General features: G+C 64.4%; 18 protein-coding genes and 1 tRNA gene. 17 read left to right on the top strand and 2 right to left on the bottom strand.

Annotated elements, in window-relative coordinates; all coding sequences use genetic code 11:
• Positions 1–49: 49 nt before the first annotated feature.
• The 11 genes from WKW82_RS27870 (at position 50) to WKW82_RS27820 (ending at position 7,672) form a co-directional block, all read left to right on the top strand.
• On the top strand, positions 50–1,318 hold the full coding sequence (locus tag WKW82_RS27870; RefSeq protein WP_340345839.1) for an aspartate kinase: 1,269 nt from the start codon (positions 50–52) through the stop codon (positions 1,316–1,318).
• A 33-nt stretch (positions 1,319–1,351) separates the two neighbouring features.
• Positions 1,352–1,444: transfer RNA gene (locus WKW82_RS27865), tRNA-Ser, on the top strand.
• 150 nt (positions 1,445–1,594) lie between these two features.
• Entirely contained in the window at positions 1,595–3,034 is a 1,440-nt protein-coding gene (locus tag WKW82_RS27860; protein ID WP_340345838.1) for a tyrosine-type recombinase/integrase, read from the top strand.
• Complete coding sequence (locus tag WKW82_RS27855) at positions 3,034–3,501, top strand: hypothetical protein (RefSeq protein ID WP_340345837.1); 468 nt, start codon at positions 3,034–3,036, stop codon at positions 3,499–3,501. The genes WKW82_RS27860 and WKW82_RS27855 overlap by 1 nt, the downstream gene beginning before the upstream one ends.
• An 85-nt stretch (positions 3,502–3,586) precedes the next feature.
• Positions 3,587–3,988, top strand: coding sequence for an AlpA family phage regulatory protein (locus tag WKW82_RS27850; RefSeq protein ID WP_340345836.1), 402 nt, complete (start codon positions 3,587–3,589; stop codon positions 3,986–3,988).
• 123 nt (positions 3,989–4,111) lie between these two features.
• Positions 4,112–5,221, top strand: coding sequence for a hypothetical protein (locus tag WKW82_RS27845; protein WP_340345835.1), 1,110 nt, complete (start codon positions 4,112–4,114; stop codon positions 5,219–5,221).
• Positions 5,218–5,454 carry a hypothetical protein gene (locus WKW82_RS27840; RefSeq protein WP_340345834.1) on the top strand — a complete coding sequence of 79 codons (237 nt, stop codon included), beginning with the start codon at positions 5,218–5,220 and terminating at the stop codon, positions 5,452–5,454. Before WKW82_RS27845 ends, WKW82_RS27840 begins: the two co-directional genes overlap by 4 nt.
• Positions 5,451–5,627: a hypothetical protein gene (locus WKW82_RS27835; RefSeq protein WP_340345832.1), complete on the top strand. Its 177-nt coding sequence runs from the start codon at positions 5,451–5,453 to the stop codon at positions 5,625–5,627. Before WKW82_RS27840 ends, WKW82_RS27835 begins: the two co-directional genes overlap by 4 nt.
• The gene (locus WKW82_RS27830) at positions 5,624–5,860 is read left to right on the top strand and encodes a hypothetical protein (RefSeq protein WP_340345831.1); all 237 of its coding nucleotides are present in this window, start codon (positions 5,624–5,626) and stop codon (positions 5,858–5,860) included. Before WKW82_RS27835 ends, WKW82_RS27830 begins: the two co-directional genes overlap by 4 nt.
• Before the next feature lie 2 nt (positions 5,861–5,862).
• Complete coding sequence (dnaN, locus tag WKW82_RS27825) at positions 5,863–7,020, top strand: DNA polymerase III subunit beta (RefSeq protein ID WP_340345829.1); 1,158 nt, start codon at positions 5,863–5,865, stop codon at positions 7,018–7,020.
• Between the two features lie 43 nt (positions 7,021–7,063).
• On the top strand, positions 7,064–7,672 hold the full coding sequence (locus WKW82_RS27820; RefSeq protein WP_340345828.1) for a hypothetical protein: 609 nt from the start codon (positions 7,064–7,066) through the stop codon (positions 7,670–7,672).
• A 493-nt stretch (positions 7,673–8,165) separates the two neighbouring features.
• Here the strand turns inward: WKW82_RS27820 and WKW82_RS27815 are convergent, their stop codons facing one another.
• Entirely contained in the window at positions 8,166–8,912 is a 747-nt protein-coding gene (locus WKW82_RS27815) for a hypothetical protein (RefSeq protein WP_340345827.1), read from the bottom strand.
• A gap of 166 nt (positions 8,913–9,078) precedes the next feature.
• Between WKW82_RS27815 and WKW82_RS27810 the strand changes: the two genes are divergently transcribed.
• From WKW82_RS27810 to WKW82_RS27790, 5 genes are all read left to right on the top strand, one after another.
• Positions 9,079–9,393 carry a hypothetical protein gene (locus tag WKW82_RS27810; RefSeq protein WP_340345826.1) on the top strand — a complete coding sequence of 105 codons (315 nt, stop codon included), beginning with the start codon at positions 9,079–9,081 and terminating at the stop codon, positions 9,391–9,393.
• On the top strand, positions 9,377–9,688 hold the full coding sequence (locus tag WKW82_RS27805) for a hypothetical protein (protein WP_340345825.1): 312 nt from the start codon (positions 9,377–9,379) through the stop codon (positions 9,686–9,688). Before WKW82_RS27810 ends, WKW82_RS27805 begins: the two co-directional genes overlap by 17 nt.
• A gap of 15 nt (positions 9,689–9,703) precedes the next feature.
• Entirely contained in the window at positions 9,704–10,180 is a 477-nt protein-coding gene (locus WKW82_RS27800; RefSeq protein WP_340345824.1) for a hypothetical protein, read from the top strand.
• A gap of 13 nt (positions 10,181–10,193) precedes the next feature.
• On the top strand, positions 10,194–10,424 hold the full coding sequence (locus WKW82_RS27795) for a hypothetical protein (protein WP_340345822.1): 231 nt from the start codon (positions 10,194–10,196) through the stop codon (positions 10,422–10,424).
• A gap of 235 nt (positions 10,425–10,659) precedes the next feature.
• Positions 10,660–10,926 (top strand): sigma factor-like helix-turn-helix DNA-binding protein, encoded by a 267-nt coding sequence (locus tag WKW82_RS27790; protein WP_340345821.1) that lies wholly within the window; start codon positions 10,660–10,662, stop codon positions 10,924–10,926.
• Positions 10,927–10,992: 66 nt separating this feature from the next.
• Here the strand turns inward: WKW82_RS27790 and WKW82_RS27785 are convergent, their stop codons facing one another.
• A complete protein-coding gene (locus tag WKW82_RS27785; protein WP_340345820.1) occupies positions 10,993–11,616 on the bottom strand; it encodes a hypothetical protein in 624 nt (207 codons plus the stop codon).
• A gap of 125 nt (positions 11,617–11,741) precedes the next feature.
• Between WKW82_RS27785 and WKW82_RS27780 the strand changes: the two genes are divergently transcribed.
• Positions 11,742–12,056 (top strand): hypothetical protein, encoded by a 315-nt coding sequence (locus tag WKW82_RS27780; protein ID WP_340345819.1) that lies wholly within the window; start codon positions 11,742–11,744, stop codon positions 12,054–12,056.
• Positions 12,057–12,100 lie beyond the last annotated feature (44 nt).

Genomic DNA, 12,100 nt, shown 5'->3' with positions numbered 1-12,100 from the left:
AGGGCAAGGAGCCCCGGGGCCGGTTTTCTTTCTTTCCCATATTTCACCCATGGCATTGATCGTTCACAAATACGGCGGCACGTCGATGGGCTCGACCGAGCGCATCCGCAATGTTGCCAAGCGCGTTGCCAAGTGGGCACGCGCCGGCCACCAGATGGTGGTGGTTCCGAGCGCGATGAGCGGCGAGACCAATCGCCTGCTCGGCCTGGCCAAGGAGCTTGCGCCCGGCCGCACCAGCGACGACTACAACCGCGAACTCGACATGCTCGCCTCTACTGGCGAGCAGGCCTCGTCGGCGCTGCTGGCGATCGCATTGCAGGCCGAGGGCATGCCTTCGGTCAGCTACGCGGGCTGGCAGGTCTCCGTGCGCACCGACAGTTCCTTCACCAAGGCACGCATCGAAAGCATCGAGGACGAGCGCGTGCGCGCGGACCTTGAGTCCGGCAAGGTGGTGGTCATCACCGGCTTCCAGGGCGTGGACGAGGCAGGCAACATCACGACGCTGGGCCGCGGCGGAAGCGACACATCTGCGGTGGCCATTGCCGCGGCGATGAAGGCGCATGAGTGCCTGATCTACACCGACGTCGACGGCGTCTACACCACCGACCCGCGCGTCGAACCCGATGCACGCCGCCTGCACACGGTGAGCTTCGAGGAAATGCTCGAGATGGCCAGCCTCGGCTCCAAGGTGCTGCAGATTCGCTCGGTGGAATTCGCGGGCAAGTACAAGGTGCCCCTGCGTGTGCTGTCGAGCTTCACGCCGTGGGACATCGACATCAACGAAGAAGCCAAGTCCGGCACGCTGATCACTTTCGAGGAAGACGAAAAAATGGAACAAGCCGTCGTATCCGGCATTGCATTCAACCGCGACGAGGCCAAGGTCTCGGTGCTGGGCGTGCCCGACACGCCGGGCATCGCGTATCACATCCTGGGCGCAGTGGCCGATGCCAACATCGAAGTCGACGTGATCATCCAGAACCTGAGCAAGGGTGGAAAGACCGACTTCAGCTTCACGGTGCATCGCAACGATTTCGCCAAGTGCATCGACCTGCTCAAGGAAAAGGTCCTGCCGAAGCTGGGCGCGGCCGAAGTGGTGGGTGACGCGAAGATCTGCAAGGTCAGCATCGTGGGTATCGGCATGCGCAGTCACGTTGGCGTGGCCAGCAAGATGTTCCGCGTGCTGAGCGAAGAGGGCATCAACATCCAGATGATTTCGACCAGCGAGATCAAGACTTCGGTCGTGATCGACGAGAAGTACATGGAGCTGGCCGTGCGTGCGTTGCACAAGGCGTTTGACCTGGATCAACCTCCGGCGTAAAACGTCGCCAAAGATGGCATAATCGATGGCTCAGGAACTGTGACCGAGTGGCCGAAGGTGCTCCCCTGCTAAGGGAGTATGGGGTGTAGAGCCTCATCGAGGGTTCGAATCCCTCCGGTTCCGCCAAGCCTACGTTTGATCCCTTCGGGATGAAACCCTAAAAAGCCCCGAAACCCGCGAAAACAAAGGGTTTCGGGGCTTTTCTACGTCCGTAGAGTTCCGCCGAGTTCCGCCAAGTTCTAGAATCGGAACGTAGGTACGAACGAAGGAACGAACGTGGGACGTGGAATCGAAAAGCTCTCCGACGGAGAGATCAAGAAGGCGATCAAAGGCCCCGACGCCTTGATCGGCGACGGCGGCGGCTTGTGGTTGCAGATTCGAGGGGAGAACGGCGCGAGCTGGATCTTCCGGTACGAACGCGCCGGGAAGATGCGCAGCCTCGGAGTCGGGCCGCTGCACACGATCGACGTGACGGCCGCCCGGGCGAAGGCGAAGGAACACCGGCTGGCGCTGCACGAGGGGCGTGACCCGGCCGAGGAGCGCGTCGCGCTCAAGCGCACCGCCGTATCGCGAGCGGCAGGCACGGCGGCGGCGGGCAAGCCGTTCCGCCAAATAGCGAGCGAGTACATCGAACTGATGGCGCCCGGCTGGAAGGAAAAGCTGGTCAAGCGCGCGCTGGCGGGCGGCAAGGAACCGCCGAAAAAAGGGAGCGAGAACCAGTGGAGGCAAAGCCTCGGCGACTACGCCTACCCGATCATCGGCGACATGCTCCCCGGCGAGATCACGACGGCGGACGTCGAGCGCGTGCTCGTCCAGAAGGTCAAGGGCAAGGACGGGTACGACACGACGCTGTGGCTCGGCAAGAACGAGACCGCCGACCGGGTGCGCGGCCGGATCGCGAATATCCTCGGCGCGGCGATGGCGAAGGGCTTGTGCCCGACGGTGCCCAACCCGGCGGCGTGGAAGGACAACTTCGAGCACATCCTGCCCGCCCCTGGGGACTTGAAGAAGACCAAGCCGATGGAGTCCATCGACTGGGTCGACCTTCCCGCGACGCTCGACCTCATTCGCGCCCGGCCCGGACAAGGGGCGAGGGCGTTGGAGATGTCGATCTTGACGGTCTCGCGCAGTGACCAGCTTCTGATGATGAAGTGGGACGACCTTCACGACCTCGGTGGCGCGCTTCCCTACTGGCTCGCCGAGGGCGAGGACACAAAAAACGGCTTGGGTCACATCGTCCCGCTCGGGAGTCGTGCGCTTGAGATCATCCGGGGGCAGGAGAAACATGACGGGTGCCCGTACGTCTTCGCGTCGCAGCTTCGGCGTGACGCGCCATTCACCGCGCTTTCGGAGAACGCGATGCGCGCCGTGATCGACGAGTGCGGTCTCCGAAACAAGAAGGGCAACAAGCCGACGCAGCACGGACTCGCGCGAGCTTGTTTCCGGACATGGGTCCACGAAAGCACCGAGTTTGCCCGGGAGGTCTGCGAACTGATCATGGCGCACACGGTCGGCGACAAGGCCGAGCGGACCTACGTTCGAGGTCCGGCAATGATGCGACGCCGCCGCGTCCTCGACGCGTGGACGCGCTTCTGCAATGGCGACCCGGCCGTCGACGAGTTGGTGACGCCGCCCGATGCTCAGCCCTCCGCGACCATCGCGGTGCCGAAGCGTACGCGCGTCGCGAAGGCAACCCGGGTGGCCGAGGCGGCCTGATGCCCCGCCCGAAGCCGCCGGCTCCGACGGTCCCACACATCACGGCCATCTCCGGTGACGTTGAGCGAAACGTTACCTGGAGGGCCGAGTATTCGTCGCCGGCTGACTACGTGCTCGTCTTGCTGCAACGCGCGTCCCAACTGCGTCTGAATGGGGGCGACGAGTCGGTCGCGGAGGCCGACAAGCTTATGCGACAGGCGCGGACTCAGATCAATGTCTGGGCCGCGAGCTACTACAAGAAGCAGGCGGACGGCGCGGCCAAGGGCAAAGACAATTCGGAGCAGGCGGTCCAGACCAGTGAGAGGGTCGACCACATTCGAGCCGCACTGATCGCCGACGGCAAGCGCGCGACCGCCATAGCGGTGGAGAACGCGTGGAGTGATCACTATCCGGATATCGGGGTACCCGGTGCAAAGACGATTCAGCGGCACCTGACCGCACTCAAGAAGATGTTGCAAGACTGGTAACTGGACGGGACATATGTTCCGGGTTTACGGCGAAACCGGAATACGAAAGAGTGGGCGGACCATAAAGCCAGTTGAGGTCTCGATCATGGACACACCGCCCGTCTCCGCCGTGATGGCAGCCCCGCCGCCGCCGATGTATTCCCCGCGTCGCATTCTCAAGCTCGACGTCGTCGTGGCGCGCACCGGCGTACAAGCCTCAACCATCTACGAGCTGATCGGGGCCTCCCAGTTTCCGCCGCCGAAGATGCTCACGCCATCCGGGCGGGCCGTCGGGTGGCTTGAATCCGACATCGACGATTGGATCGGCTCGCGTCCCGTCGCGGTACCGGAAGGCGTCGTGCCTTGGAAGCCGCCGGCCGCCGCGCTGGGCATCGTCGCCGAAGCGCCCAAGCCCAAGACGTTGAGCAAGAACGGGAAGCCGGTTGGCCGGCCCTCGAAGGCCGCGCTCGCTGCTCGTTTAGCAGCGTCCGCTTCGTCAACTTCGTAGGAAAGGCCGCCAGCGTGCGACGCTGAGCGGCCTTTGGCGAACTGTCCCGAGAGAGACCCGGCTTGACGGTTTGCCCATCGTAGCGCAGCGCGAACCCGCTGACGGCCATGGAGAACCCACACCATGACCGCAATACTTCCTGGCGCCGATACGCCTCTCGGCAAGGCGTCGATCACATTCAAGCTGGCGCTTGCGCACGCCTCTCCCTGCCCTGTGTGCGGCGTCGGGCCGACACGGGAGCCCGACAAGAAGAAGGTGATCCTGACGCACGGCTGCGACGGCTTCCCTTTCCGGCAGAAGTCCGACACCGGCGGCGAGGCGCTCGCCGTCTGGGAGCGCAAGGTCGCTGCCTGGGCGTCGCCCGGCACGTTGTCGACCGAACCTGCGGCAGTACCCGGTGTTGAAGCGCCCGCGCCAAGCCCTTCGACGTCGCATCTCGGCGACCTCAAGGCGCATCCGCTGGCCGAAATATTCCAGTTGATCCAGGGCGACGAGTTCGACAAGCTGGTCGGCGACGTGAAGGTCTACGGCGTGCGCGAACCGCTCGTTCTTTGGAACGGCCTGATCCTGGACGGCCGCAATCGGTACCGGGCCGCGCAAGCAGCCGGGCGCAACGACTACCCAGTGAAGAATTTCAACGGCACGGTAGCCGAGGCGGTCGCCGTGCTCAAATCGTACAACTTGTTGCGCCGGCATTCCTCGCAGAGCCAACTCGCCGTCAGCGCCGCCGACTTGGCGACGCTGAAGCTAGGCGACAACCGAGGCGCACACAAAGGGTCTGCTACTTTGCAGAGCCACGTCGGGGTAAGCCAAGGCGAGGCGGCAGTCATGCTCAATGTGTCCGTTCGTTCCGTCGCTACCGCGGCGAAGGTGAAGAGGGCCGATCCCGAACTGGCCGCGAAGGTGAAGTCAGGCAAGATCAGTCTGCACGCCGCGGAGAAGGAGATCGACGACCGGAAGCAGCGCCGAATCCTGGCGGCGGACAAGACGCCGGCACCGGCACCGGCACAACCGGTAGCCCGCACACGTTCGCCACGTGTTCGTCTGCTGAGTGACATCTCGGCGGACCTGCACCAGATCAAGCACGACCTGGTGATCGCCCGGAACAGGGCTCAAAGCCTGTTCGCCTTCAATGACCTTGGCGAGATGGCCGAATGTCTCGCCGACTGCCTCTCGGGAGCGGCCGTGGACATCGACGAGGCGATCAACGCGCTGGAGTCGGCAACATCATGAAAACGCTTGGCGATCTGCCTGGCGTCCCGGCGACTGCCGCTGACGACCTGAAATGGGAAAGTACGCTCCAAGCCCGGGCCGCGCTGCGGGGCGTCGTGGTCATCCGCTCGACGACCGACAACGGCCGGCCTTGCTGGATCGCGACGCGGTGGGCGTTGACCAAGCAACTCGACTCGCTCCTCGAACTTTCGGCTTGGCTCGACCGGGTCGGCGCCGGCGGGAGCAAGCCATGAGCCGGGACTACCGCGACGATGCCGACCGCGGTGATGACGACCGCGACGCCGGCGACGATGAACTCGCCCGCATCGTGATCATCCTCGCGTTGCACGGGTTCCAGGTCTCGGAGGCGCCTGCGCCTGTGAATACGCGCCGGCGGTTTCCGGCATCCCCAAGGAGCCCCGAATGACCACCACCTTCGACCCTGTTGACCCTCATGAAGACGCGCTCGCCAAGTGCGACGAACTCGTCGAGTTTCTGGACGACGCCCGCGAAGAAATCTATCGCAGCCAGATCGCTTGCGTCACCCCGGCGGTCGCCACGCTGAGCGAGCAGGATGTCGAGTTCCTTGCCGCCATCGGCGCCACACTGCGCCGGTACGCGACGATTCCCCCGGACGCCGCCGCCAAGGCCGCGACGTGATCATGCTCGCGCTCGACGCCGGCCAGCGCCGCACGCTGGCGGGCGCCATGACCACGCTGACCGCCGTCGTCGAGCGCACGGGCAAGTTGCCTATCGCGGACTGCGTGCTGATCCGCGTGGCCGACGGCGTGCTGGCGCTCACGACCACCGGCCTGGAGCGCCAAGCCGACTTCCGCATGCCGTTGGCGGCGACCCCGGGCGAGGCGCCGGCTTTCAGCGTCGCCGTCGACGCGGGCCGGCTCGAAGCCTTCCTCGACGGCCTCGGCGACATGAATGCTCCACTCACCGCCGTGGTCGAGGACAAGCTCCTGCGAATGCGCTGCGCCGGCTCCCGCGCGTCGATCCCGCTGGTCGCCGCCGAGGACTTCCCACTCCTCCCTTCGAGCCCCGGGGCGACCGTCGAGACCGTGAGCGCCCCGGCGCTGGCGGACCTGTTCGCCCAGGTTGCCTATGCGATGGCCGCCCACGATATCCGCTACTACCTGAACGCGACGCAGCTGACGTTCAAGGCCGGGAGCATCGCCCTGACGGCCACCGATGGCCACCGCGTGGGGCGGGCGTGGCGCAGCATCGAAAGGACGACAGGCGGCGAGGAGCCCCTTGCCGCGCTCGTCCCGCGAAAGACGGCGACGGTCCTCGCGCGCCTGCTCGCCAGCGTCGAGGGCGACGCGAGCGTGTCGATTGGGGCCAACCTCATCAAGGTCAGTGCCGGCGCCTACACGCTGACGAGCCGCCTTGTCGATGGCCGGTACCCGGACGTCGAGCGGGTGATCCCGACCTCGTTCGTCGTCGAGGTCGAGGCGGACCGCGCGGCGTTGCTGGCGGCCCTCTCGCGCGCCCGGGTCGCAGGCGATGGCAAGACCGGTGTGGCCGGCCCGGTCGTCCGTCTACAAACCGGGCCGGGCCTCATGACGTTGACGGTTGCCGGTGCGACGGGCGCGGGCCTGGAGGCCGTCGAGGAGTTCGAGTGCGACGTTGAGGACGGCGTCGAATTCGTTGCCGCGTTCACCCTGAGCTATCTCGCCGACGCGGTAAGCGCGGTTACCACGCCGCGCGTGGCGCTGAAGATCACCAGCGCAAACATCGCCGTCGTGGGCCCGGTCGTCGGCGCCGGGGAAGACGCCCAGTCACAGCACGTCGCGATGGGCCGGAGGGTCTAGAAGCCATGACCACCGCCGCCCGCGCGCTCTCGCGGAACTCCCAATGAAGAAGCCACCAGACCCACGCGGCGGCCATTCCCGGCTCTATTGGGAGATTCAAGACTCGGCGGCATGGGCAGCCTTGGCTTACTCGTCGCAGTCGCTGTACTTGGCATTGCGGCGCAAGTTGCTGAGCACCAACAACGGCAACATCGAAGCCACGACATCCACGCTGCCGCGCTTCAAATCCCCGTCGACCCTTGCCAATGGCTTGCGCGAACTACAGGCGGTCGGCCTGATTCAGAAAACGCGCCAAGGTGGCATCGCTATGGGCCGCCGGCATTGCAACCTGTTCCGCTTCACTGACGAGCAGGTGTTCGAGCAGTCAAAGCTCCAAATTCCCAGGATGCCGCCCACCAACGAGTGGCAGGAATTCAAGACCAAGGCCGATGCCAAGCGCGCGATTGCCACCGCCGACGCCGCAGTCCTCGGCATCCGAAAGGGCGCGTCCAAAAACAAAGCAGGCATACGGAATTCGTATCGTACCGATACGGATTTCGTAGTGTTAAACGGGCTTTCCGATACGAATTCCGTTGTAGTGAGCCCTCCGCTGCAACGAAATCCGTATACGGCGGCGCGACAAAAAAAGCCCGGGAAGCCGCATGAGCACTAGCTTTTTCATCGATTGGCCCAAAAATGCGCGCGGGCCCTCACTACAACGAAATCCGTACACCTTTGCATACTGCCACCCACTGCTTAAAAAAAAGAGTAGGAGGCGCGCGAGCATTTTGGCCAATCGATATCCGAAACCGAGCTGCTCAAGGCTCTGCTGAGGGCCAAGCGCGCCAAGCGGCGCCAAGGCGGCGAGCGCGAGGGCCACGCCATGACGCACCGGACGCATCCCACGAGGAACATCGCACCGATGTATCCGAATGGGAACAACGCGCATGATTCGCAACGGCGGAGAGGTGGACGAGGGGGGCTTTGGCTGCTCAAAAAAAAGGCAGGTCGTTAATCGTGACCTGCTGCTCCCGCGAGATTATTTTTTTCCAAAAAAGACGAAAGTTGCATAGGAAATTTTCAGCATGAATCAACGCCCGCTGACTGGCGCTGATCGGCACCCGTCCCGGCGGCGAATGGGCAGCACCAGCGTCAAAGGAGTCCTGCTATGAAGAGACCTTCTCGCTGAACGCCTTCATGTGGCTCTCCAACCGGCTTCGGATGAGCAACTCGATTTCGTCGCGTAATGGCGGTATGACTTTCTCGAATGCCGCGCCAAGGTCTTGCACCGCGCCGCCCCAGACCTTTCCTTCTTCCAACGCGCCGCGGTCACAAATCTGTTGCCAAAGGGCTTCCTCGATCGCCATCAGCTTTGCCTTGAGATCGAGCGGAAAAAAAATAGCATGCTCTTGCACGTACCGCTGATAGTCGCCGAAGATCTTTCGGACCTTGGCCATCTGATATATGTAGTTGATCCCCTCGTAATGCTTCTGGCGTTCCTCCGGCTGCGTCGTCCGCAACAGCGCGCCTTTGTGCATCGCGCTGAATTCCAAGGTTTCGACCCAGTCGATGAACACAGAATCTTTCATGCTCGCCACATCTGCGATTTCGCGTATTGGAGAAATCAACCAGTCGATATGAACCGTCGCTTGGTAGAGCTTCTCCCAGACGCCCGGCAGTACTGTGAAGTCGCGCTCTTGAAACTTGAGCGCGCCGCTGAGCATGGAATCGACTTCAACCTTGAGGCGGGCTACGACTACGTTCTGGTCGTGCTTTAGTTGCTCAAGGCGCTCGGCGAACTTGTTTTCGATCCACTTCTTGCCGAGCCACTGCGTGAGCAGGTAGGCGATCAGGCCGCCACCGCCGCCGGCAAGGACCAATTGCCCAAATATCTCGAAGACTCGATCTGTCATGCCCGCTCCTAGATTTGCGGGCCGAATGTATCAGCGCCGGCAAAGTGCCCTTCATCAGGCGTGAAGGAACTGCGGTTGCGCGGCACGAATAGAGCCCAGATGCCTGAACACATTTGAAGGAAGAAGGCGAATAATGGCGTCTCAGATTCTTCGCATAACAGCAACAATGCCTTTCGAGTACCAGCCCGCGCCGCGCCTGCAGATCGCCACCTTCGGCAGTGGGTCCGAGGTCGACGCGGCCGTCGCTCGCGAACTCGCCGAGCACCGCCGGGCGTGGAACGCGCAGCAGCGCGCGCTGCGGATCGCGACCGAGACGGGCGACGCGACGCGCGACGCGATCCTCGCAGGCAAGGTCACGGTCGCCGAGATCGAGGCCGTGCTGACCCGCTCGCCGCCGCCGGTCCTCACCCTGCGCGCGCGCATCGCCGCCGCCTGGCGCATCGTCTTCCAGAAAGGAACGAGTCATGCCCGAGAAACTTGAGCCCGTCACGTCGGCGCCGACGTCCGTGATCTTCGGATCGGAATCCGACAACCCGGAGGGCTACCACGCGCTGATGCGAGAGCGCATCGCCGACGCCCGGGAGCAGCGCGCGCAGGCCCGGCTCGAAGAGGCAGCTGAACTCGCGGCCCAAGTCGCCCGCGATGCGGTCCTGCTGCACGGCGCCCGCTCCGCCGACGAGATCGCCGAGGCGGTCCGCGCCGGCCTCGGCTCCGCCGGCATCGCGGCGGTCACCACGTCGGACGGCCGGGTCGCGCGCGCCGGCTTCGGCGCCTGAGGAGGGACCATCACGATGTCTTACTACTCCGCCGACCTCAGCCCGCTGGCCGCGAGCCTCCCGCGAACCGCGATGGGCCTCTTCACCGTTGTCTGCCCGGACGGCTCGACCGAAGTCACCCCGCGTCTCGACATCGCGCTGGCGCTGCGCTCGGGCCTCGTCCGCAGCGGCAGGCCGAAAGCCCGGGCATCGACCCGGCAGGAAGCCGCACGGGCACGGGCGAGGCAAGCCGTCGCGAAGGCCGACGCGATCCTTGGGCGGCGATGTGTTCCACGAGGAACATCGCTCTCGGCCGTCCAGCGAGGCGCGATCAACAAGCTCGGGAACGCGGACCTGATGGACGCCGTCGGGCGCGTCATCGGCCAGGCATTGCGCCAGCGCGACGACCGGATCAAGCGGCTCGAAGGGCAGATGCTCGCTCGCGATCCGATGGCCGTTCGTGCCCGCGCCTTGGCCGCCGTCCGAGCGGCCTCGAACCTGCTCGCCGCCTGAGTCCGGACCCGCCATGACGAAGAAGTTGCGCGCGGACTTGACCTCCGACGAGAAGGCCCTGTTACGCCACGGCCGCGCCCTCGGCTCGACCTCCGCGATAGCGTTCCTGCGCCGCGAGGTCGAGCGCCACCACGGCGCCGGGCAGCAGCCCCACGATGAAGGCCGCGACGCCACCGTCGAAGGCGTCCGGGAACGCCATCTCGAACCGGCCCTCTCGCCGGGCGGCGGGTACGTCACGAAGTAAGTCTGGATCCAATCGGAAGGGCGACGGTGCTACCGGCCGGTAGGAGGAGCACCGTCCCCATGCCCCAACGTCAACGTCCCGGCCGCCGCGAACGCCTCGCGGCGAACCCGCAGCACGCGGCAGCCGTCGCGCAGCGCCTCTCGCAGGTCCAGGCCGCGAACGGGCGCCACGAGGCCGCCAGAGCCACGCTCACGCTCTCGAAGGCCCTCGGCAGGGGTAAGGCCCCGGGGACGCCATGAGGGCCGGCCGCTCCATCGCGAAGTACGGGCCGCCCGAGCACGTCGGGCCGCCCGTCGTCGAAAGAGCCTGCGAGCCGATGAGCCTCGCCGCCGTCGGCCGGGCGATGAATCTCTCTCGCGAACGAGTCCGGCAACTCGAAGTCTCCGCCCTCGCGAAGTGCCGCTCGGTGCTGGAGGCGCACGGTCTCGGAATCGACGACCTCCTCGACCCGACGGGCGGGGGCTTCGGAGTGTCCAGGCGGCGCATCCATCGCAGCGACTGACCAAGGGCGGCATCGGGCCTCAGGGCAGACGTCCAGAGTTGGTTTGGCAGCCTTGCGCGTGACCAGCTACGGGAACTTGTCAATCAATTCAACTGCCCGTCGCGCTCGCTGAGCGTACGTACCGATGTACTCCCTCACGCTCTGTACGGCGATCTGATGGTTTGCCGAAGGAAGGTCCTTGAAGGTCAATTCGTCGAAGAATCTCGTTTGAGCCACGACATCGTCAAGGAAGCCCATCTCTGTCTTGATTTCCAGCAGGACACGCTGCGCTTCAGTGCTAAAGCTCCACAGGGCCGCGACCCGCGCATCGAGAAGTGGCGTGCCGTAGTTCTGCAACCTGATTGACTTATTGCTTTTGCCTGCAAGGTAAGCGACTACGGCTTCAAACTCCGCGTCCGCCTGATTGACGCGCATCTCCAGCGCAGGGCGAATCTTGTCCCCTTCGCGAGCACGAAGGCGCTTCAACGTCCATCGAATTTTTTCCTTCGTCTGCGTTCCAAGATGATCCTCCGCGGCATGAGCTGCGAGGATCAGCCGCTCTCGAACTTGGAGCAACTCGACGCGAATTGCTGCGCGGCCTAACCTGTTTTCGCGCCGTCGCTTTATGCCGTCAACGATGACCGGAGCAAGCAAGCCGAGCAACCAGCCCAACAATAAAAAAGCGAGCTTGTCCCTGGTGTCGTCAGACATTTAGTCCTTGTTGCGCATCCAGCGCATTCCTGTTTCTCGATTCATTGCAGTCGCGGTGGGCATCCCCCGGAATATGCCACGCGTCGATCCGATAACATCCTTTCTCCGTCGAAAGGATCGCAACGATGACAGAGACGACTCAGCCGGCTCAGTTCTTCACCAAGGCCCAAGCCGCCCGCTGGCAGCTTGATCGCGCCATCGCGCTTTACCTCGACGAGGGCGACTACGTGTGCGCGATCTCCCTCGCGGGCGCCGCCGACGAGATTCTCGGGAAGCTGCTCAAGGAGGGGCAGGACGTCGAGATATCGAAGGCCGACGCCATCGAGATGCTCGACCGCGCAGTCGGCCACTTCCTGGCGCTCGAGGGGACCGAGTCGCCGTTGATCCTCCGCTATATGGCCCGAGGCGCGGGGCTGCAGCGTTCCGAGTCGGAGCGATAGGCGCCCCATGGCTCAGTGGTGCGTCGAGGTCTGCGCCGCCGCGC

Source organism: Variovorax rhizosphaerae, assembly GCF_037889975.1.
Classification (GTDB): Bacteria; Pseudomonadota; Gammaproteobacteria; order Burkholderiales; family Burkholderiaceae_C; genus Variovorax; species Variovorax rhizosphaerae.
The sequence above is the reverse complement of the archived record's forward strand: the minus strand, read 5'-3'. Positions and strand labels throughout refer to the sequence as shown.

Bases quoted from the DNA above. Each gene is read 5' to 3' on its own strand.
- WKW82_RS27870 (WP_340345839.1), top strand. From the start codon at position 50: ATGGCATTGATCGTTCACAAATACGGCGGCACGTCGATGGGCTCGACC.
- WKW82_RS27855 (WP_340345837.1), top strand. From the start codon at position 3,034: ATGCCCCGCCCGAAGCCGCCGGCTCCGACGGTCCCACACATCACGGCC.
- WKW82_RS27850 (WP_340345836.1), top strand. From the start codon at position 3,587: ATGGACACACCGCCCGTCTCCGCCGTGATGGCAGCCCCGCCGCCGCCG.
- WKW82_RS27845 (WP_340345835.1), top strand. From the start codon at position 4,112: ATGACCGCAATACTTCCTGGCGCCGATACGCCTCTCGGCAAGGCGTCG.
- WKW82_RS27840 (WP_340345834.1), top strand. From the start codon at position 5,218: ATGAAAACGCTTGGCGATCTGCCTGGCGTCCCGGCGACTGCCGCTGAC.
- WKW82_RS27835 (WP_340345832.1), top strand. From the start codon at position 5,451: ATGAGCCGGGACTACCGCGACGATGCCGACCGCGGTGATGACGACCGC.
- WKW82_RS27830 (WP_340345831.1), top strand. From the start codon at position 5,624: ATGACCACCACCTTCGACCCTGTTGACCCTCATGAAGACGCGCTCGCC.
- dnaN (WP_340345829.1), top strand. From the start codon at position 5,863: ATGCTCGCGCTCGACGCCGGCCAGCGCCGCACGCTGGCGGGCGCCATG.
- WKW82_RS27820 (WP_340345828.1), top strand. From the start codon at position 7,064: ATGAAGAAGCCACCAGACCCACGCGGCGGCCATTCCCGGCTCTATTGG.
- WKW82_RS27815 (WP_340345827.1), bottom strand. From the start codon at position 8,912: ATGACAGATCGAGTCTTCGAGATATTTGGGCAATTGGTCCTTGCCGGC.
- WKW82_RS27810 (WP_340345826.1), top strand. From the start codon at position 9,079: ATGCCTTTCGAGTACCAGCCCGCGCCGCGCCTGCAGATCGCCACCTTC.
- WKW82_RS27805 (WP_340345825.1), top strand. From the start codon at position 9,377: ATGCCCGAGAAACTTGAGCCCGTCACGTCGGCGCCGACGTCCGTGATC.
- WKW82_RS27800 (WP_340345824.1), top strand. From the start codon at position 9,704: ATGTCTTACTACTCCGCCGACCTCAGCCCGCTGGCCGCGAGCCTCCCG.
- WKW82_RS27795 (WP_340345822.1), top strand. From the start codon at position 10,194: ATGACGAAGAAGTTGCGCGCGGACTTGACCTCCGACGAGAAGGCCCTG.
- WKW82_RS27790 (WP_340345821.1), top strand. From the start codon at position 10,660: ATGAGGGCCGGCCGCTCCATCGCGAAGTACGGGCCGCCCGAGCACGTC.
- WKW82_RS27785 (WP_340345820.1), bottom strand. From the start codon at position 11,616: ATGTCTGACGACACCAGGGACAAGCTCGCTTTTTTATTGTTGGGCTGG.
- WKW82_RS27780 (WP_340345819.1), top strand. From the start codon at position 11,742: ATGACAGAGACGACTCAGCCGGCTCAGTTCTTCACCAAGGCCCAAGCC.